Below are 17,564 nucleotides of genomic sequence, written 5' to 3' on the forward strand. Positions count from 1 at the left end.
CCCCCCCCCCCCCCCCCCCCCCCCCCCCCCCCCCCCCCCCCCCCCCCCCCCCCCCCCCCCCCCCCCCCCCCCCCCCCCCCCCCCCCCCCCCCGCCTGGTTGGATCACCCCGGCACTGCGGCCGGGCTCCGCGATCCCGGGCCGCGGGCTGCCGGGAGGAGAACCGGATCGCGACTTCGGGCAACAGGAAGCATGACCACGCGCAATCCCCCCGCCGGGCCCGTGCCGCCGACGGAGTCGCCTCCCGGTGTCACCGACGAACACCTGATCGTCGAGTCGCTGACGACCCCCGAGCGGTTCGCGGTGATCTTCGACCGGTACGCGCCGGTCGTGCACGGCTACCTGTCCCGCCGGGTGGGCGCGATGGCGGACGACCTGATGAGCGAGACGTTCCTGCTCGCGTTCCGCGGCCGCACCGGCTACATCCCCGGGCGCGCCCCGGTGCGGGCCTGGCTGTTCGGCATCGCCACCAACCTGGTGCGCCGGCACGCCCGGGACGAGGAACGGCGGTACCGGGCGTTCGGCCGGGCGGCCGGGCACGTGGAGACGACCGCGGAGCTCGGCGAGGTGGCCGCGCGGGTCGACGCCCTGGCGTTGCGGGGCGTGCTGGCCGACGCGCTGGCCGCGCTGCCGCGCGAGGACCTGGACGTGCTGCTGCTGTGGACCTACCCGCAGCTGTCCTACGCCGAGATCGCCGCGGCGCTGGGCGTTCCGCTCGGCACCGTCCGTTCCCGCCTGCACCGCGCCAGGGGCAAGGTCCGCGCCCGGCTCGACGATCGCCGGCTGTCCGCCGAGGAGACCGCATGAACGAGTTCACCGCGCTCCGGGAACACGGCCCCGAGCCGACCCCGTTGGCCGAGGACGTGCTGGCCAGGGCCCGCGCCGACCTGCTGGCCGAGATCCGGGCCGGCGCCCGCCCCGCGGCCGACCGGCCGGTCGGCCTCCGTCGCCGTGCGGTGGTCGCCGCCGCCGCCTCGGCGGCCGTCGTCGTCGTTGTCGGGATCGTCGCCCCCGGCGGCGGCACGCCACCACCACCGCCTGCCGGCGTCGAGCCGCCGGTGCTGGTCGGGTTCGACATGCCGACGCTGCCGCCGGAGCTGAACCCGATCCCGGTCGGGGTGACCGGACCGGGCTTCACCGCGGAACCCGGCTGGCTCGCGGCCGTGTACCGCGGCGCCGACCAGCGACCCGGAGCGCCGGGGAGCTCCATCTACGTCAAGACCCACCGGACCAGGCCGGAGGGCGGCGACGGCGGCCGGGACACGACCTACGCCGGCAAGCCGGCCGTGGTCGAGCGGGTCGATCAGGACGTGCCGGAGTTCCACTCGGTGTCCCTCACCTGGGAGCGGTCGCCCGACCAGTGGATCAAGCTCACCGGCACGGGTGACTTCGCCGACGAGCGGGCCGTGCGCGCCCTCGCCGACACCCTCGTCGACACGGACAAGCGGTTGAGCCTGTCCATCAGCGTCGCGCCCGCCGGTTGGGAGCTGTACGCCTTCAAGGGCCCCGGCCCGGACGGCGACGGGGCGGTCACGTCCGTGCGGGACCCGCGCGCCCCGGACCGCGTCATCCACGTGAGCACCACGGCCGGTCTCGTGCCGAACTACGGCGAGGTCGTCGAAGGCGGCCCCCTGCCGGTCGTCCCGGTGTCCGTCGACGGCCGGCCGGGCGACCTCGTCCACCTGGCCGACGACCGGTGGATGCTGCAGGCCCCGCTGCCCGACGGCCGGGCGTTCCAGCTCCAGGTGCCCGCCGGGTTCACCGAGCGGCAGGTGGTCGAGCTGGCCGAGGGCGTCGGCTGAGCCGACCCGGCGTGGCGACCGCCGTCACGGGCGCACCCGGCTGACGGCCTCCACGGCCCGGTCGACCTGCGCGGGCTCGACGAAGTAGTGGGGCGAGGCCCTCACCACCTCGGCGAGCCCGCGCCTGGTCATGTCCAGCAGCGTGGACGACGCCCAGCTGACGGTGACCGTGATGCCCTCGCGGGCCAGCCGGTCGCGCACGTCGGTGGCCGGCACGCCGTCCACGGTGAACGTGACGATGCCCGCCTTGCGCACGCCCGGGTCGCGCACCGTCACGCCCGGCAGCGCGCTCAGCCCGTCACGCAGGCGTCGCGCGCGCTCGCCCACCTCGCGCTCGATCACGTCCAGGCCCTTGGCCAGCGCGTGCCGTGCCGCCGCGATGAGCCCGAGCCGGTCGGCGACGCTCGTCTCCCAAATCTCGTAGACCCGCGCGTCGTCCCGCAGCCGGATGTCGTCCGGCGCGACCCACTCCGCGCTGTGCAGGTCGACCAGCCGGGGGTTCATGCGCGCGGCGGCCTCGCGGCGCACCACCAGCACACCCGTGCCGCGGGGCCCGCGCAGCCACTTGCGGCCGGTGCCCGAGATGAGGTCCACGCCCAGTTCGTCGGCGCGCACCGGCAGCTGCCCGATCGACTGGCACGCGTCCAGCAGCACCAGCGCGCCCACCTCGTGCGCCGCGTCGGCGACCTCGCGCGCCGGGTTCACCAGCCCGCTGTTGGTCGGCACGTGCACCAGCGAGACCAGCTTCACCCGCTCGTCCAGCACCTCCTTCAACGCGTCCACGTCGATCTGCCCGAACGCGTCCGACGGCACCGCCTCGGCGGAGGCGCCGACCTCGCGCGCCCGGCGCAGGATCGGGATCGCGGTGCCCGCGTACTCGGCCTCGCTGAACAGCACCCGGTCGCCCGCGGCCAGCGGCACGGCGTCGAACGCGGTCAGCCACGACCGGGTCGCGCTGTCGGTGAACGCGATCTCGTCCGGCGACGCGCCCAGCAGCTCGGCGAACACCCCGTACCCGGCCTCCAGGTCGGCCGCGCGCTCCTGCGCCGCGACGTACCCGCCGATCTCCGCCTCGCGCCGCAGGTGCCCGATCACCTCGTCGAGCACCTCACGCGGTGGCAGCGACGAACCGGCCGAGTCGAGGAAGATCGTCATGGCGCCCCCAGGGTCCGCGGGTTTCCCGTGCACTGTCGCCAACAGCATGCAACAGGACGGGGGCTAGCGGGGCGTCCACTTCTCCAGGTTCCACCACGGGCCCCACGACAGCGCGCCGTGCGCGTGCGGGTCCACGACCTCCTGGTAGCCGTTCCAGTTCTCCCGCACCACGTACGTGTGCCGCACCGACGCCAGCACCACCATGCCCGGCGCGGCCACGTACGCGCGCTGGAACTGCTTGTACGCCGCCGCCCGCTGCGCCGGGTCGAGCGACGTGCGCCCGGCGTCCAGCGCGGCGTCCACCTGCGGGTTCGAGTAGCCCCACGGGTTGGGCGAGCGCAGCTGCTGGTAGGTCATCAGGTCCGGGTCGAACGGGGTGCCGCCGCCGTGCAGCAGCGCGTCCGCGCCCAGCCTCGGCGCGAGGGCCTCCCAGCTCAGCCCGGCCAGCTGCACGTCGATGCCGACCGCCTTGGCGTCCGCGGCGAACGCGGTGGCCAGGTCGGCGCGCACCACGTCGCCGATCGGGTACATCAGGGTGAACCGGGCGACCACGCCGTCGCGCACGCGCACGCCGTCCGCGCCGCGCGCCCAGCCCGCCTGGTCCAGCAGCAGCTCGGCCAGCGCCTTGTCGTAGGCGAACCGGGCGCCGGTCTCCACGAACTCCGGCAGCGCGTCCGGCACCGGCGTGCTCACCACCGCGCCCTGGCCGCCGAGCAGGTTGTCCACCACGCCCTTGCGGTTGACCGCGTGGTTCAACGCCATCCTGATCGCGCTGTCACCCGTCACGGCGCCACCCGGCAGCGTGACGGCACGCAGGTCGGCGCTGCGGTGGGTGATCACCCTCATGCCGTTGGCGGCGCTGAACGACGCGGCCAGCCGGGGCGGCAGCGCGGTGCCGTCGAACTCGCCCGCCTGCATCCGCTGGGCGCGCGTGTTGTCGTCCGGCACGAACACCACGGTCAGCTTGCGGATCTTCGGCTCGCCGCCGAAGTAGGAGGCGTTGGCCTCCAGCACCATCCGGTCGCCCTTGCGCCAGTCCACCAGCTTGTACGGGCCCGTGCCGACCGCGCGCACGTCGCGCAGCGGCCCGCCGAGCGCCTCGCTGGGCAGGATGCCGAGCACGAGCGCGTGCGGGAACGCCGCCCACGGCCTGGCCAGCGTGAACCGGACCGCGTGCGCGTCCAGCTGCTCCACGCCGGTCAGCTCCGCGAACGCGGCCCGCTCGGTCGAGCCGGACGCGGGGTCGAGCAGCGCCCGGTAGGTCGCCACCACGTCCTCGGGCCCGAACGACGTGCCGTCGGTGAACTTCACGTCCTCGCGCAGCGTCACCGTCCAGCTCAGCCCGTCCGCGGCGGGCTCGGGCGCGTCCGCCGCGAGCTGGGGCCGCACCGAGCCGTCCGCGCGGTGCTCCACCAGCCCGTCGTACAGCTTCGACACGCCCTCGCGGCCGTAGCCGAGCAGCGGGTTCAGCGTGGTCGGCTCCATCGGGTCGGCCAGCACGAGCGCGCTGTTGTCCGACGTGCCCTCGGCGCTCGGTGTCGCCGCGCCCGTGCACCCCGCGGCGGCGAGAAGAGCTACGACGAGCAGCGGGGGGAGGAGGGAGCGCACGAGACCCGACACTACCTAGAGTGGGCCGCATGCGTGTCGCCCTCTGCCAGATCACCTCGTCCAGCGACCCGGCGGCCAACCTCGACCTGGTGCGGGCGGAAACCGCGCGCGCCGCGGCCGGCGGCGCCCGCGTGGTGGTGTTCCCCGAGGCCACGATGTGCCGGTTCGGCGTGCCCCTCGGACCGGTGGCCGAGCCGTTGGACGGCCCGTGGGCGGGCGCCGTGCGCGCCATCGCCGACGAGCACGGCGTGGTCGTCGTGGCGGGCATGTTCACGCCGGCGCCGGACGGCCGGGTGGCGAACACCCTGCTGGTCACGGGCGGCGGCCACCACGTCGGCTACGACAAGATCCACCTGTTCGACGCGTTCGGGTTCACCGAGTCGCGCACGGTCGCGCCCGGCGACGCGCCGGTGGTCGTCGAGGTCGACGGCGTCACGTTCGGCCTGGCCACCTGCTACGACGTGCGGTTCCCGGAGCTGTTCCGGGCGTTGGCGGACCGCGGCGCGACGGCCGTGCTGGTGTGCGCGTCGTGGGGCTCGGGGCCGGGCAAGCGCGAGCAGTGGGAGCTGCTGGTGCGCGCGCGGGCGCTGGACTGCACGTCGTGGGTGCTGGCGTGCGGCCAAGCCGACCCGAAGGCCGACCACGGCGGCGCACCCACCGGTGTGGGCTACAGCACGGTCGCCTCGCCGTTGGGCGAGGTGGCCGAGCAGCTGGCGGGCGAACCCGGGATGATCATGTCCGAAGTGGACACGGAGAGTGTCACGCGGGCGAGGAATACCTTGCCCGTCCTGGCGAATCGTCGTCTCTGAATTTCTTTCGGGGGACGTTGCCTCACACGAACGGGTGGCAGCCGAATAGGTGGCCCTTGGCACCGGGAAGCCTTCCGCGGGACGTATCACGACACGCGAAGGGGACGCTGGCCATGATCAACCAGGCCGAAGTGGACCGCCTGTACGACTGCGAAGTGATCGATGAGCACGGTGAGCGCATCGGCTCGGTCAAACAGGTGTGGCTCGATGATCGGGACGGACGGCCGATGTGGGCCTCGGTGCACACCGGCTTGTTCGGCCTCAAGGAGTCGTTCGTGCCGATCCAGGACGCGACCCTGGGCAACGGTGTCGTCACCGTGCCCGTGGACAAGCAACAGGTCAAGGACGCGCCCCGGATCGACGTGTCGGACCAGCACATGTCCGACAAGCAGCAGGACGAGCTCTACGAGTACTACGGCATGATCCCGTCGCACCGCACCGGCGACCACGACCGGCTGCCGGGCGGGCGCTCGGAGACCAGGCCCATGCCCGCCGCCGGCCACACGTCCGGGCTGAGCCGCGGCGAGATGCGCGGTGGCGGGATGCCCGGCGAGACGCGTCCGGAGGGACGCGGCGTGGCGCGCGAGGAGAAGACCACGGCCGCGGGCAGGTCCGCCATGGGCCGGCCGGCCGCGGAGGACACCACCGCCGGCAAGCGCGGCCGCCACGAGGCCCGCACGGGCGACTCGGTCACCCGCTACGAGGAAGAGCTCGACGTCGGCACCCGCGACGTCGAGGCAGGCCGCGTGCGCCTGGTCAAGCACACCGTGACGGAGCAGAAGGACGTGACGGTGCCGGTGACGCACGAAGAGGTCCGCGTGGTGAGCGAGCCCGCCGAGGGCACGTCGACCGACCGCGCGTTCGTCGACGAGGAGGCCGAGGTCACCCTCCGCCGGCAGGAGCCGGTGGTGGAGAAGAAGGCCAAGGCGGTGGAGAAGGTCCGGCTGGAGAAGCAGGCCGTGACCGAGGAGCAGCACGTCCGCGGCGAGGTGCGCAAGGAACGGGTGGACGTGGAGCGCGACGACAAGACCAAGCGGCGCGACTCCTGAACAGGACGCGCCCGCGCCTGTGCCCCGGGCGCGGGCGCGTTCCCGTCCGCTCAGCGGCTCACCGCAGGTCCAGGCCCAGGTCCAGGGCCGGGGCGGAGTGCGTCAGGCCGCCGACGGCCAGGTAGTCCACGCCGGTCTCGGCGTAGGCCCTGGCCACGTCCAGCGTGAGCCCGCCGGACGCCTCCAACGCGACACCGCCCGCCCGGCGCACCGCCTCCGCGCACTCGGCGGCGGTGAAGTTGTCCAGCAGCACGAGCTCCGCGCCCTCGGCGACGGCCTCGTCCAGCTGGTCGAGCGAGTCGACCTCGACCTCGCACGCCAGGTGCGGCGCGTGGGCGCGCACCGCGGCCAACGCCGCCCGCACCGAGCCCGCGGCGCGCACGTGGTTGTCCTTGATCAGCACCGCGTCGCCGAGGCCGAGCCGGTGGTTGACGCCGCCGCCGCACCGCACCGCGTACTTCTCCAGCAGCCGCAGGCCCGGCAGGGTCTTGCGGGAGTCGCGCACGCGCGCCTTGGTGCCCGCGACCTCGTCCACCCACGCGGCGGTGAGCGTGGCGACGCCGGACAGGTGGCACAGCAGGTTCAGCGCGGTGCGCTCGGCGGTGAGCAGGCCGCGCACCGGCCCGCGCAGCACCAGCGCGGGCTCGCCGGGCACGGCCTTGTCGCCGTCCCGCCGCTCTTCGAGCACTTCCACGTCCGTGACCTGGCGGAACACCTCCAGCGCCACCGGGATGCCCGCGAGCACACCGGCCGCGCGCGGCGTCAGCTCCGCCACGGCCACCGCGTCCGCGGGCACGGTCGCCTCGGTCGTCGCGTCCGGGCCGTACCGCAGGTCTTCCGCCAACGCCGTCGCGATCACGCGCCGCGCGTCGTCCAGGTCGAGCCCGGTGCTCGCCCCGACAAGCCGGTCTTCGGCACTCATGCCACTCCCCTCGCCACCACCGGATCGGCCAGCACCGGCTGACCGGACGGGTTGAGCCGGACCACCTGACCGCGCTGCCACCGCACGTCGTCCCGCTCGGTGAAGTCGGTGCGCACGTGGCAGCCGCGCGACTCCTCGCGTTCCGCCGCCGCCGCGATCAACGCCCGCGCCGCCACGGTCAGCGCCGCGTCCTCGACCCGTTGCCGGCTGTCGAGCACGCGGTCCGCGGTGGACAGGTCCAGCACCGACCCGACCACGGCCAGGCCCTCGGCGTCACGGCCGATCGCCGCGTACCGGGACATGACCCGCTGCAACGAGTCCCGCTCGGCGACCGGCGCCGTCGGCAGCTCCGCCACGACCGACGCCGACGGGCGGGCCAGCACGCCGAGCGCCAGGTCCGCCGCGACCGCCTCGGCCGCCCGCGTGCCGACGACCAGGCCTTCGAGCAGGCTGTTGGACGCCAGCCGGTTCGCGCCGTGCAGCCCGGTGCGGGCCACCTCGCCCGCCGCGTACAGGCCGGTCACGCCCGTCCGCCCGGACACGTCGGACACCACGCCGCCGCACGCGAAGTGCGCCGCGGGCGTCACCGGGATCGGCTCGGCCGCCGGGTCGACCCCCGCCGCGAGGCAGGCCGCGTGCACGGTCGGGAACCGGCGCGCGAAGTCGGAGATGCCCGTGGCGTCGAGGAACACGTGGTCGTCGACGCCGCCGGGGGCGCCCGCCAGGTGCCGGGTGATCGCCGCGGCCACCACGTCGCGCGGCGCGAGGTCCGCCAACGGGTGCACGCCCCGCATGACCCGTGCGCCGGTCGCGTCGACCAGCACCGCGCCCTCGCCGCGCACCGCCTCGGTGACCAGCGGGCAGCGGCCACGCGCGCCGCGCCCGGTGTAGAGCACGGTCGGGTGGAACTGGACGAACTCGACGTCCGCCGCCACCGCGCCCGCGCGCAGCGCCAGCGCGAGGCCGTCGCCGGTGGCCACCTCCGGGTTGGACGTGGCCTGGTAGAGCTGGCCGAGGCCGCCGCTGGCCAGCAGCACGGCGGGCGCCCCGAGCACGCCGGGCACGCCGTTGCCGTCCAGCACCAGCAGGCCGCACACCTGGCCGAGCGGTGTGCGCACCGCGTCCACCGCGACGTGGTTCTCCAGCACCGGCACCCGTCCGTCGGACGCCGCCGCCAACAACGCGCGCTCCACCTCCGCGCCGGTCGCGTCACCGCCCGCGTGCACCACCCGGAACGCGCTGTGCCCGCCCTCCCGCGTGCGGGCCAGGCCACCGGTCGGCGCGGCGTCGAACACCGCGCCCCGCTCCCGCAACCGCGCCACCGCGGCCGGTCCGCCGGCGATGATCGCCTCGACCGCGGCCTCGTCGCACAGCCCGGCGCCGGCGACCAGCGTGTCGCGGACGTGCGCGTCGACCGTGTCGCCCTCGTCGTGCTCGCCGGGCAGCACGACGGCCACGCCGCCCTGCGCCCACCGGGTGTTGCCGTCCTCGCCGGCGGCCTTCGTCACCACGAGGACCCGGAGTCCCAGCTCACGCGCGCGCAGCGCCGCCGTCAGACCGGCCACGCCCGTGCCGACCACCAGGAGGTCGGCGCGGGCCTCCCACAACGGCGTGTTCATTCGCCGCCGCCGGGCTGCCCGATCTCGATCATGCGCTGCACCGCGCCCTGGGCCCGCTTCGCGGTCTCCAGGTCCACGTGCACCTCGTCCTTGTTCTCCCGCAGGCCCCGCAGCAGGGCGGCCGGGGTGATCATCTTCATGTACCGGCACGACGCCCGGTCGTTCACCGCGCGGAAGTCGATCTCCGGCGCGGCCCGGCGCAGCTGGTGCAGCATGCCGATCTCGGTGGCCACCAGTACCGACTTCGCGCTGGTCTCACGGGCGGCGGTGATCATGTCGCCGGTCGAGAGGATCTTCACCTTCTCGGCCGGCACGGTGCCCTCGCCCGCGAGGTAGAGCGCCGACGTGGCGCACCCGCACTCGGGGTGGATGAACAGGTCGGCGTCCGGGTTCGCCGCCGCGCGCTCGGCCAGCTCCGGGCCGTTGATGCCCGCGTGCACGTGGCACTCGCCTGCCCAGATGTGCAGGTTCTCCCGGCCGGTCTCGCGCTTGACGTGCGCGCCGAGGAACTGGTCCGGCAGGAACAGCACCTCCCGGTCGGCCGGGATCGACCTCACCACGTCCACCGCGTTCGACGAGGTGCAGCAGATGTCGGTCTCCGCCTTCACCTCGGCCGTGGTGTTGACGTAGGAGACGACGATCGCGCCGGGGTGCTCGGCCTTCCACGCGCGCAGCTGCTCGCCGGTGATCGAGTCGGCCAGCGAGCAGCCCGCCCGCTCGTCCGGGATCAGCACGGTCTTGTGCGGCGCGAGGATCTTGGCGGTCTCGGCCATGAAGTGCACACCGCAGAACACGATGGTGGACGCGTCGCTCGCGGCCGCGATGCGGCTGAGCGCCAGCGAGTCACCGGTGTGGTGGGCGATGTCCTGGATCTCGGGCAGCTGGTAGTTGTGCGCGAGGATGACCGCGTCCCGCTCGCGGGCCAGCTCCAGCACCTCGTCACGCCAGGCGGCGTCCGGCGCGATGCCGTCGTAGGCGCCGTCCGAGGTTCGCTCCACGTAGGCGGTAGCGACCATGGGTTCCTCCCTTGAGCCAGGTTTTCGCCTAACGGTCGAAAACGTGGCCGATAGTATCAGCCGAGTGGGACTGGCGGGACATGAGGTGCTGGCCGCGGTGCTCCAGGTGAGAGCCGGATCACTCCAGGTCATGCTGTGGGAGCGCGCTCGGGAACCGCACGCTCACCGCTGGTCACTGCCCGGTGGCGGGCTCGGCGACGACGAGGACGTCGAGGCTTCGATCCGCCGTCAGCTGGCGGAAAAAGTCGATGTGCGACAGTTGTCACACGTCGAGCAGCTGGCCGTGTTCAGCAACCCGTCGCGGGTGCCGGGGCCCCGGGTGGTGGCGACCGCGTTCCTCGGCCTGGTCCCGTCGCACATCGACCCCGTGGTGCCGTCGGACACGACGTGGCACCCGGTGGACGCGCTGCCCGCGACCGCGTTCGACCACGAGGCGATCTGCCGCCGCGCCCGCAACCGGCTCGCGTCGAAGCTGTCGTACACGAACCTGGGGTTCGCGCTGGCCCCGCCGGAGTTCACCATCTCCGCGCTGCGGTCGCTGTACTCGGCGGCCCTGGGCTACAAGGTGTCGGCGACCAACCTGCAACGCGTGCTGGCGCGGCGGGGGCTGCTGGAGCCGACCGGCGGGACCGTGCAGCCGGGGCCGTCCGGTGGCAGGCCGGCGGCGCTGTTCCGGTTCGTGTCGGGGGAAATGCGGATCACGGACCCGTTCGCCGTGCTGCGGCCACCGTCCGCCCGTAGCTTGGGTTCGTGACGACGACCCTCCCGCTGTTCCCGCTGGGCACCGTGCTGCTGCCCGGGGCGTCGCTGCCGCTGCACGTGTTCGAGCCGAGGTACCGCCAGCTGACCGTCGACCTGGTGACGGGCGCGGTGCCGGAGCGGACGTTCGGCGTGGTGTCGATCAAGCAGGGGTGGGAGGTCGGCGCGGAGAACGTCGAGGCGCTGTCCGACATCGGCTGCACGGCGGTGCTGGAGGAGGCGCGACGGCTGCCGGACGGGCGGTACGACCTGACCACGAAGGGCGGTCGGCGGTTCCGGCTGCTCGACGTGGACGAGGACAGCGCGCCGTACCTGGTCGCGTCGGTGCAGTGGCTGCCGGACACCGCGGCGCCGCCGGAGGTCGAGGCCGTGCTGCCGCTGTTGGCGGAGAGCGCGCGGGCGGCGCACGGCCGGTACCGGCAGGCGGCGTACCAGGCGGTGGGGCGTCGGCCGCCCGGTCCGGACACGGCGTTGGCCGACCTGGCGTACGCGTTGGCCGGCGACTGCCTGCTGACGTTCGAGGACCGGCAGCGGCTGCTGGAGGAGACCTCGCCCGCCCGGCGGCTGCGGATGGTGCGGAAAGTGCTGCACCGCGAGGCGGGCATTCTGGACGCGTTGAGCGCCGTGCCCGCGCCGTTGTCGGAATTGGGCCAACTACCTCATCGCAACTGACCCGTCAAGCGGGCGGTGTAGGATGCCGCGGGTGAATACCATGCGTGCGCTGCTCGGGCTCGACCTCCCGTTGATCGCGGTCAGCTTCGCCGACGACGACAGCGCGCGGGCGGCGGCGGAAGCGCGTTCCCTCGGGGTCGACGTGGCCGAATTGCGCATCGACCGGTTCTCGCGGACCGAGGTCGGGCACGTGCTCGACCAGGTGCGCGCGTTCGACGGGCTGCCCGTGCTGGCGACCGTGCGCTCGGCGGCGGAGGGCGGCGGGTGGAGCGGTTCCGAGGAGGCCCGGCTCGAGCTGTTCCGCGAGGTCGCGCCGCTGGTGGACGCGGTGGACGTGGAGCTGTCGTCGCGGGAGGTCGTGGCTGACGTGATCGCCGCCGCGCACGCGCACGACGCGGTGGCGATCGTGTCGTTCCACGATTTCGACCGCACGCCCGACATCGGTGAACTCGAAAACACCGTGCGTGCCGCGAAGGACGCCGGTGCGGATATCGTGAAGATTTCCACGATGGCGAACACCGGTGCCGACGTGAAGAAGTTGGCTTCTTTGTTGGTGAATTCCGGGGACGACACGGGAATGATCGTGATCGCCATGGGCGAGATCGGCACCGCGTCCCGCATCTTCTTCCCCGCGCTCGGTTCGCGGTTGACCTACACGTTCATCGGGCACCAGCCGACGTCGGGCCAACTCGATTACGCCGAGACGTCCCGGCTCGTCCGGCAGTTCTACCCGGGGTACGACCGGAGGGGCGCCGTCGACGCCTGAGCGTTCGACTCGGAGGTCCGGACGTAGGGCACGGCCGTCCTGAACGTGGGACACGCACGACGCGGGGGGACGACTCGCGCGGGCGTGCGGGAGCGTGCACTCACGGTGGGGTGTTGATTCGTCCTATTGCCCTCTAGTGGGATTGTTCAACAATCCCCTACGGTGTGGGCCACGGCACACCCTCACGGCTGCGAGGTGACCCACATGAGCACCACAGACGTAGACACGACCAAGGACGGCCCGTTCGCCTGGTTCCACACCCTGGGCCGCAACGGCAAGCGGGCGTTCGTCGGCGCGTTCGGCGGCTTCGGCCTGGACGCCTACGACTTCCAGGTCCTGCCCCTGAGCCTGTTCGCCATCACCGCCTACTTCGGCCTCACCACGGGCCAAGCGGGCCTGCTCAACACCGTCACCCTGGTCGTCTCCGCCCTCGGCGGCGCGATCGCGGGCATCCTCGCGGACCGGATCGGCCGCGTCCGCACCCTGATGATCACGGTCGTCACCTACGCCGTCTTCACGGTGCTGTGCGGCTTCGCCACCAGCTACGAGATGCTGATGGTGTTCCGCGCCCTGCAAGGCCTCGGCTTCGGCGGCGAGTGGGCCGCGGGCGCCATCCTCGTCGCCGAGTACTGCAAGCCGCAGTACCGGGGCCGGACGGTGGCGTTCATCCAGAGCTCGTGGGCCGTCGGCTGGGGCCTGAGCGTCATCGTCTACACCGCCGTGTTCAGCTTCCTGCCCCAGGACCTGGCCTGGCGGGTGCTGTTCTGGACCGGCGCGATCCCCGCGATCCTGGTCTTCTACGTCCGCCGCAACGTCAAGGACGCGCCGCGGGCCGAGCAGGCGTTGCGGACCAGCCCGGCCAAGGGCAGCTTCAAGGCCGTGTTCCGGGGCAGCCTCGGCCGCACCACGGTGTTCGCCGCGATCCTCGCCACCGGCGTCCAGGGCGGCTACTACACCCTGGCCGGCTGGGTGCCGACGTTCCTCAAGACCGAACGCGGCCTCAGCGTGGTCGGCACCGGCGGGTACCTGGCGCTGCTCATCAGCGGCGCGTTCGCGGGCTACGTCACCGGCGGCTACCTGACCGACCTGCTGGGCCGCAAGCGCACGTTCGCCCTGTTCGCCGTGCTCAGCGCCATCCTCATCGTGCTGTTCACCAACATCCCGCCGGGCGCCAACGGCCTGATCCTGCTGGTCACGTTCCCGCTCGGGTTCACCACGTCGGCGATCTTCAGCGGGTTCGGCTCGTTCCTCGCCGAGCTGTACCCGACCGAGCTGCGCGGCACCGGCCAGGGCTTCACCTACAACTTCGGCCGCGCGGTCGGCGCGTTCTTCCCCGCCCTGGTGGGCTTCCTGGCGCAGGGCATGGGCGTCGGCGGCGCGATGATCTTCGGCGCGATCGCCTACGGCATCGCCGTCCTCGCCCTGCTCGGCCTCCCCGAGACGAAAGGAGTCGAACTGCGATGACGATGACACCGGAACAGGTGCGCCGGGGGCACCAGGGGCCGACGGCCGGGCTCGCGGACGGCTACGCGCAGGCCAACCTCATCGCGGTCCCCGAGGACTGGGCCTACGACGTGCTGCTGTTCACCCAGCGCAACCCCAGGCCGTGCCCGGTCCTCGACGTCACCGACCGGGGCAGCACCACGACGTTCCTCGCGGGCAACGCCGACCTGATGCGCGACGTGCCCCGCTACCGGATCTGGGAGCACGGCGACCTGGTCGACGAGCCGACCGACGCCTCCCGCTACTGGCGCGACGACCTCGTCGCGTTCCTCATCGGGTGCAGCTTCACGTTCGAGTCCGCGCTCAAGCAGGCCGACGTCCCGCTGCGGCACGTCGAGCAGCGGCGCAACGTGCCGATGTACGTGACCGACCGCGAGTGCCGCCCCGCGGGCCGGCTGCACGGGCCGATGGTGGTCTCGATGCGCTACATCCCGGCCGACCTGGTCGACACCGCGAAGCGGGTCACCGCCCGGATGCCCGCCGTCCACGGCGCGCCGGTGCACGTGGGCGACCCGGGCGCGCTCGGCATCGACGACCTGGACCAGCCGGACTTCGGCGACCGCACCGAGCCGCACGAGGGCGACGTGCCGGTGTTCTGGGCCTGCGGCGTGACGCCGCAGGCGGCCGTGATGGCGTCCAAACCGCCGTTCGCGATCACCCACGCGCCGGGGCACATGTTCGTCACCGACGTGCCCGACCTGGCCTACCAGCTCTAGGCCCGGCCGGCGCTAGCCGAGCCGGCGGCCGAGGTCGTCCAGACCGTTCCACGCGGCCAGGCAGCCGTACGCCAGCGCCGTGCCCAAGGGCCACGCCAGCAAGCCCCACCACGTCTCCAGCACCGGGGCCAGGGCGATCACGTCACCCACCGCGGGCGCGGCGTCGACGGCGTACCGGCTGCCCGCCGCGCCGATCCCGGTCAGCTGGGCGAGGTAGGCCGCCACGAGCGCGCCGAGCGTGGCGGCGAGCATCACCACCGGGCCGCGGCGCTCCCGCAGCAGCCACACCGCGATGCCCGTGACCAGCCCGGCGGCCAGCCCGATCAGCACGAACAGCATCAGCCCGTCGAGCCGGTGGTAGCTCTCGCCGGTCACCGGGATCAGCGAGCCGTCCTGCTGCGCCACCACGTTCTGCGGCGGCGCGAGCCTCGCCCACAGCCACCCCGCGGGCAGCCCGAACAGCGAGATCACGGACAGCACGGAGAACGAGGGCAGCAGGTCGCGCTTCACCACGACCCGCGGCCGTCGGACCACGTAGTAGTACTCGAACGCCGGCGCGGGTGGCACCCGAACGGGCGTCGCCCGCTCGTCCACCGGTTGCTCCGCCACCCGACGACCTCCCTGCACCCGTGACCAGATGCAGGGCAGGTTACCGCGCGGAGGTGATCTCGCCGTGGCGGCTGCACGTGGCCGTCCACCCGGCGGGTGTCACCTGCACGACCATCCGGCGCGCGCACTCCGCGCAGAACCGCGGCGGATCGATCAGACCCAGCCGCGACGCGCACGCGGAGTGGTCGGCCTCCGCGCTCGCCTTGCCGCAAAATCCGCAGTACGCCACAGCACCCAGCCCGCTCGTCACAGGGTCTTGCTCAGTTCCTTGATCGGCATGGACAGCTCGGTCAGCATGTCGAGGTCCTGCTGGGCAGGCCGGCCGAGGTTGGTCAGGTAGTTGCCGACGATGATCGCGTTGACGCCGCCGAGCATGCCCTGCTTGGCGCCGAGGTCGCCGAAGGTCAGCTCACGGCCGCCGGCGAAGCGCAGGATCGTGCGCGGCAGGGCGAGCCGGAACGCGCCCACGGTCCGCAGCGCCTCGGGGCCCTCGACCACCGGGTAGTTCTCGTACGGGGTGCCCGGGTTGGGGATCAGGAAGTTGAGCGGCACCTCGTCGGGCTTCAGCTCCGCCAGCTGCACGGCGAACTCGGCGCGCTGCTCCAGCGTCTCCCCCATGCCGATGATGCCGCCGCAGCAGACCTCCATGCCGGCCGTGCTGATCATCTTCAGCGTGTCCCAGCGCTCCTCCCACGAGTGCGTGGTGACCACGTTCGGGAAGTGGGAGCGGGCGGTCTCCAGGTTGTGGTTGTAGCGGTGGACGCCCATGTCCACCAGCTCGTCCACCTGCTCCTGCGTGAGCATGCCGAGCGAGCACGCGATCTGGATGTCGTTGCCGTCCTCGCGGATGGCCTTGATGCCGTCGCGCACCTGCGAGAGCAGCCGCTTGTCCGGCCCGCGCACGGCGGCGACGATGCAGAACTCGGACGCGCCGGTCTCCGCGGTCTGCCGGGCCGCGCGCACCAGGCCGGGGATGTCCAGCCACGCCGAGCGCACCGGCGAGGGGAACTGACCGGACTGCGAGCAGAAGTGGCAGTCCTCGGGGCAGCCGCCGGTCTTGAGCGACACGATGCCCTCGACCTCGACCTCCGGGCCGCACCACCGCATCCGCACCTCGTGCGCCAGCTCCAGCAGCTCCGGGATGCGCTCGTCGGGCAGTCGGAGGACTTCGAGCACCTGTTCCTCGGTCAGCCCGACCCCCCGCTCCAGCACCTGCTCGCGGGCAACGCCGAGGACATCGACCTGTTCAGGGGCTGCGGTCACAACGTCTCCTCTTGACGTGCTCCCCGGCGTGAACGTCCGGGATTCCGACGCGACTATGCCACGTCCGGGGTGCTTCCTGCTTCGTCACCGACCGCCTCCCCGAGAGGAGGGCTCACACCGGCTCCACAGGCGTTTAGCCTCTCCGCCCGCCCGGCGGCGAGGATGTTGATCGCGGCATTGTGGTCCCTGTCGTGCGCCGTCCCACATGCCGGACAGCACCATTCGCGGACCCTCAGCGGCATGTCGTCCATGACGTGCCCGCAGGCAGAGCAGGTCTTCGACGACGGCAGCCACCGCGAGACCTTGGTCACGCTGCGGCCGTACCGTTGCGCCTTCTCCTCCAACAGCCGGACGAACTGACCCCATCCAGCATCCGAGATGGCGCGCGCCAGGCTGCGGTTGCGCACCATGCCGGCGACGTTGAGGTCCTCGACGTAGACCGCTTGGTTCTCGCGCACCAGGTCGAGGGCCTGCTTGTGGTGATGGTCCCGCCGTGCGCGGGTGACCTTGCCGTGCAGCACGGCAACCCTTCGCCGAGTCTTGGCCCGGTTCGCGCCGCCCTTGGCGCGACGCGACTTCTCCCGCTCCAGCTTCCGCAGCCTTCGCAACTTCCGAGCCAGGAACTTCGGGTTCGCGATGTCCCGCCGCCCGCCTTCGGTGTCGGCCACCACCACCAAGCGGCCGATACCCAGGTCCACCCCGGCTTCCCGCTCCACACTCGGCAGCGGTGCGGGCTCGACCCGAACCACGAACGAGGCGTAGTAGTGCCCGTCCGGCTCGAGAATGATCGTCACCGAACTCGGTTCGGACGGCAGGCGCCGTGACCAGCGGACGCGCACCTCCCCGACCTTGGCCAGGTAGAGCCGGCCGTCAGGCCGGATGGAGAACCCGTTGCGGGTGAACCGGACGGATTGCCGGTTGTCCTTGCGAGACTTGAACCGAGGCTTGCCGACCTTGCGACCGCGCCGCTTGCCGCTCACGGAGTCGAAGAAGTTCCGGTACGCGCGGTGCGCGTCCTGCACCGCCTGCACCAGCGCCACCGACGCGACCTCCGACAACCACGCCCGTGGCTCGGTGCCCTTCGCGACGGTGATCACCCGCCGTTGCACCTCGGTCCCGCTGATCTTCTCCCCTGCCGCACGTGCTTCCTGTCGGCAACGGATGGCGTCGTTGAACACGGTTCGAGCGCACCCGAATGTGCGCGTCAGCATCGCCCGTTGAGCCCTTCCCGGCTCGATCCGGTAGCGATACCCGACCAAGGTCGTCATGTCGTTCATATTCGAACTCAAGTTCGAGT

Annotated in this window: 18 protein-coding genes; 9 read left to right on the plus strand and 9 right to left on the minus strand. The window is 72.8% G+C overall.

Features of this window, described 5'->3' with window-relative positions:
• Positions 1-191 precede the first annotated feature (191 nt).
• Both ACZ7GX_RS30750 and ACZ7GX_RS30755 read left to right on the plus strand, forming a co-directional pair.
• Positions 192-806: an RNA polymerase sigma factor gene (locus ACZ7GX_RS30750; RefSeq protein ID WP_498781688.1), complete on the plus strand. Its 615-nt coding sequence runs from the start codon at positions 192-194 to the stop codon at positions 804-806.
• A complete protein-coding gene (locus ACZ7GX_RS30755; RefSeq protein ID WP_498781689.1) occupies positions 803-1,801 on the plus strand; it encodes a hypothetical protein in 999 nt (332 codons plus the stop codon). Before ACZ7GX_RS30750 ends, ACZ7GX_RS30755 begins: the two co-directional genes overlap by 4 nt.
• 24 nt (positions 1,802-1,825) lie before the next feature.
• Here ACZ7GX_RS30755 and ACZ7GX_RS30760 read toward each other — a convergent pair whose 3' ends face one another.
• Entirely contained in the window at positions 1,826-2,956 is a 1,131-nt protein-coding gene (locus ACZ7GX_RS30760) for an aminotransferase class V-fold PLP-dependent enzyme (RefSeq protein ID WP_498781691.1), read from the minus strand.
• A 63-nt stretch (positions 2,957-3,019) separates the two neighbouring features.
• Positions 3,020-4,564, minus strand: a complete 1,545-nt coding sequence (locus ACZ7GX_RS30765) for an ABC transporter substrate-binding protein (RefSeq protein ID WP_498781693.1) — start codon at positions 4,562-4,564, stop codon at positions 3,020-3,022.
• Between the two features lie 29 nt (positions 4,565-4,593).
• Between ACZ7GX_RS30765 and ACZ7GX_RS30770 the strand changes: the two genes are divergently transcribed.
• Complete coding sequence (locus tag ACZ7GX_RS30770) at positions 4,594-5,373, plus strand: carbon-nitrogen hydrolase family protein (protein WP_498781695.1); 780 nt, start codon at positions 4,594-4,596, stop codon at positions 5,371-5,373.
• 113 nt (positions 5,374-5,486) lie between these two features.
• Positions 5,487-6,422, plus strand: a complete 936-nt coding sequence (locus ACZ7GX_RS30775; RefSeq protein ID WP_498781697.1) for a DUF2382 domain-containing protein — start codon at positions 5,487-5,489, stop codon at positions 6,420-6,422.
• A gap of 58 nt (positions 6,423-6,480) precedes the next feature.
• Here ACZ7GX_RS30775 and nadC read toward each other — a convergent pair whose 3' ends face one another.
• From nadC to nadA, 3 genes are read right to left on the minus strand one after another with little or no spacing between them, the layout of a single operon-like run.
• A complete protein-coding gene (gene nadC, locus ACZ7GX_RS30780) occupies positions 6,481-7,344 on the minus strand; it encodes a carboxylating nicotinate-nucleotide diphosphorylase (RefSeq protein WP_498781698.1) in 864 nt (287 codons plus the stop codon).
• Positions 7,341-8,963 carry an L-aspartate oxidase gene (locus ACZ7GX_RS30785; protein ID WP_498781699.1) on the minus strand — a complete coding sequence of 541 codons (1,623 nt, stop codon included), beginning with the start codon at positions 8,961-8,963 and terminating at the stop codon, positions 7,341-7,343. The genes nadC and ACZ7GX_RS30785 overlap by 4 nt, the downstream gene beginning before the upstream one ends.
• On the minus strand, positions 8,960-9,979 hold the full coding sequence (gene nadA / locus ACZ7GX_RS30790) for a quinolinate synthase NadA (protein ID WP_498781700.1): 1,020 nt from the start codon (positions 9,977-9,979) through the stop codon (positions 8,960-8,962). The genes ACZ7GX_RS30785 and nadA overlap by 4 nt, the downstream gene beginning before the upstream one ends.
• A 64-nt stretch (positions 9,980-10,043) precedes the next feature.
• Here nadA and ACZ7GX_RS30795 point away from each other — a divergent pair, with 64 nt between their 5' ends.
• The 5 genes from ACZ7GX_RS30795 to ACZ7GX_RS30815 all read left to right on the plus strand — a co-directional run bounded on the left by ACZ7GX_RS30795 (position 10,044) and on the right by ACZ7GX_RS30815 (position 14,395).
• Complete coding sequence (locus ACZ7GX_RS30795) at positions 10,044-10,733, plus strand: NUDIX hydrolase (RefSeq protein WP_498781702.1); 690 nt, start codon at positions 10,044-10,046, stop codon at positions 10,731-10,733.
• Positions 10,730-11,410 carry an LON peptidase substrate-binding domain-containing protein gene (locus ACZ7GX_RS30800; protein WP_498781704.1) on the plus strand — a complete coding sequence of 227 codons (681 nt, stop codon included), beginning with the start codon at positions 10,730-10,732 and terminating at the stop codon, positions 11,408-11,410. The genes ACZ7GX_RS30795 and ACZ7GX_RS30800 overlap by 4 nt, the downstream gene beginning before the upstream one ends.
• 40 nt (positions 11,411-11,450) lie before the next feature.
• Entirely contained in the window at positions 11,451-12,176 is a 726-nt protein-coding gene (gene aroD / locus ACZ7GX_RS30805; protein ID WP_498781781.1) for a type I 3-dehydroquinate dehydratase, read from the plus strand.
• Between the two features lie 204 nt (positions 12,177-12,380).
• The gene (locus ACZ7GX_RS30810; RefSeq protein ID WP_498781706.1) at positions 12,381-13,640 is read left to right on the plus strand and encodes an MFS transporter; all 1,260 of its coding nucleotides are present in this window, start codon (positions 12,381-12,383) and stop codon (positions 13,638-13,640) included.
• 2 nt (positions 13,641-13,642) lie between these two features.
• Positions 13,643-14,395 (plus strand): putative hydro-lyase, encoded by a 753-nt coding sequence (locus tag ACZ7GX_RS30815; RefSeq protein WP_498781782.1) that lies wholly within the window; start codon positions 13,643-13,645, stop codon positions 14,393-14,395.
• Between the two features lie 12 nt (positions 14,396-14,407).
• On the opposite strand, the gene ACZ7GX_RS30820 is transcribed toward ACZ7GX_RS30815, so the two are convergent.
• The 4 genes from ACZ7GX_RS30820 to ACZ7GX_RS30835 are packed head-to-tail and all read right to left on the minus strand — an operon-like array spanning position 14,408 to position 17,544.
• On the minus strand, positions 14,408-15,004 hold the full coding sequence (locus ACZ7GX_RS30820) for a DUF2567 domain-containing protein (RefSeq protein ID WP_498781708.1): 597 nt from the start codon (positions 15,002-15,004) through the stop codon (positions 14,408-14,410).
• Between the two features lie 40 nt (positions 15,005-15,044).
• Complete coding sequence (gene bsaP / locus ACZ7GX_RS30825) at positions 15,045-15,254, minus strand: biotin synthase auxiliary protein BsaP (protein WP_498781709.1); 210 nt, start codon at positions 15,252-15,254, stop codon at positions 15,045-15,047.
• Entirely contained in the window at positions 15,251-16,267 is a 1,017-nt protein-coding gene (gene bioB, locus ACZ7GX_RS30830) for a biotin synthase BioB (RefSeq protein WP_498781711.1), read from the minus strand. The genes bsaP and bioB overlap by 4 nt, the downstream gene beginning before the upstream one ends.
• Positions 16,268-16,320: 53 nt before the next feature.
• On the minus strand, positions 16,321-17,544 hold the full coding sequence (locus tag ACZ7GX_RS30835; protein WP_498781712.1) for an RNA-guided endonuclease InsQ/TnpB family protein: 1,224 nt from the start codon (positions 17,542-17,544) through the stop codon (positions 16,321-16,323).
• Positions 17,545-17,564: the final 20 nt, after the last annotated feature.

The sequence above is a fragment of the Actinosynnema sp. NPDC037264 genome, assembly GCF_055603705.1.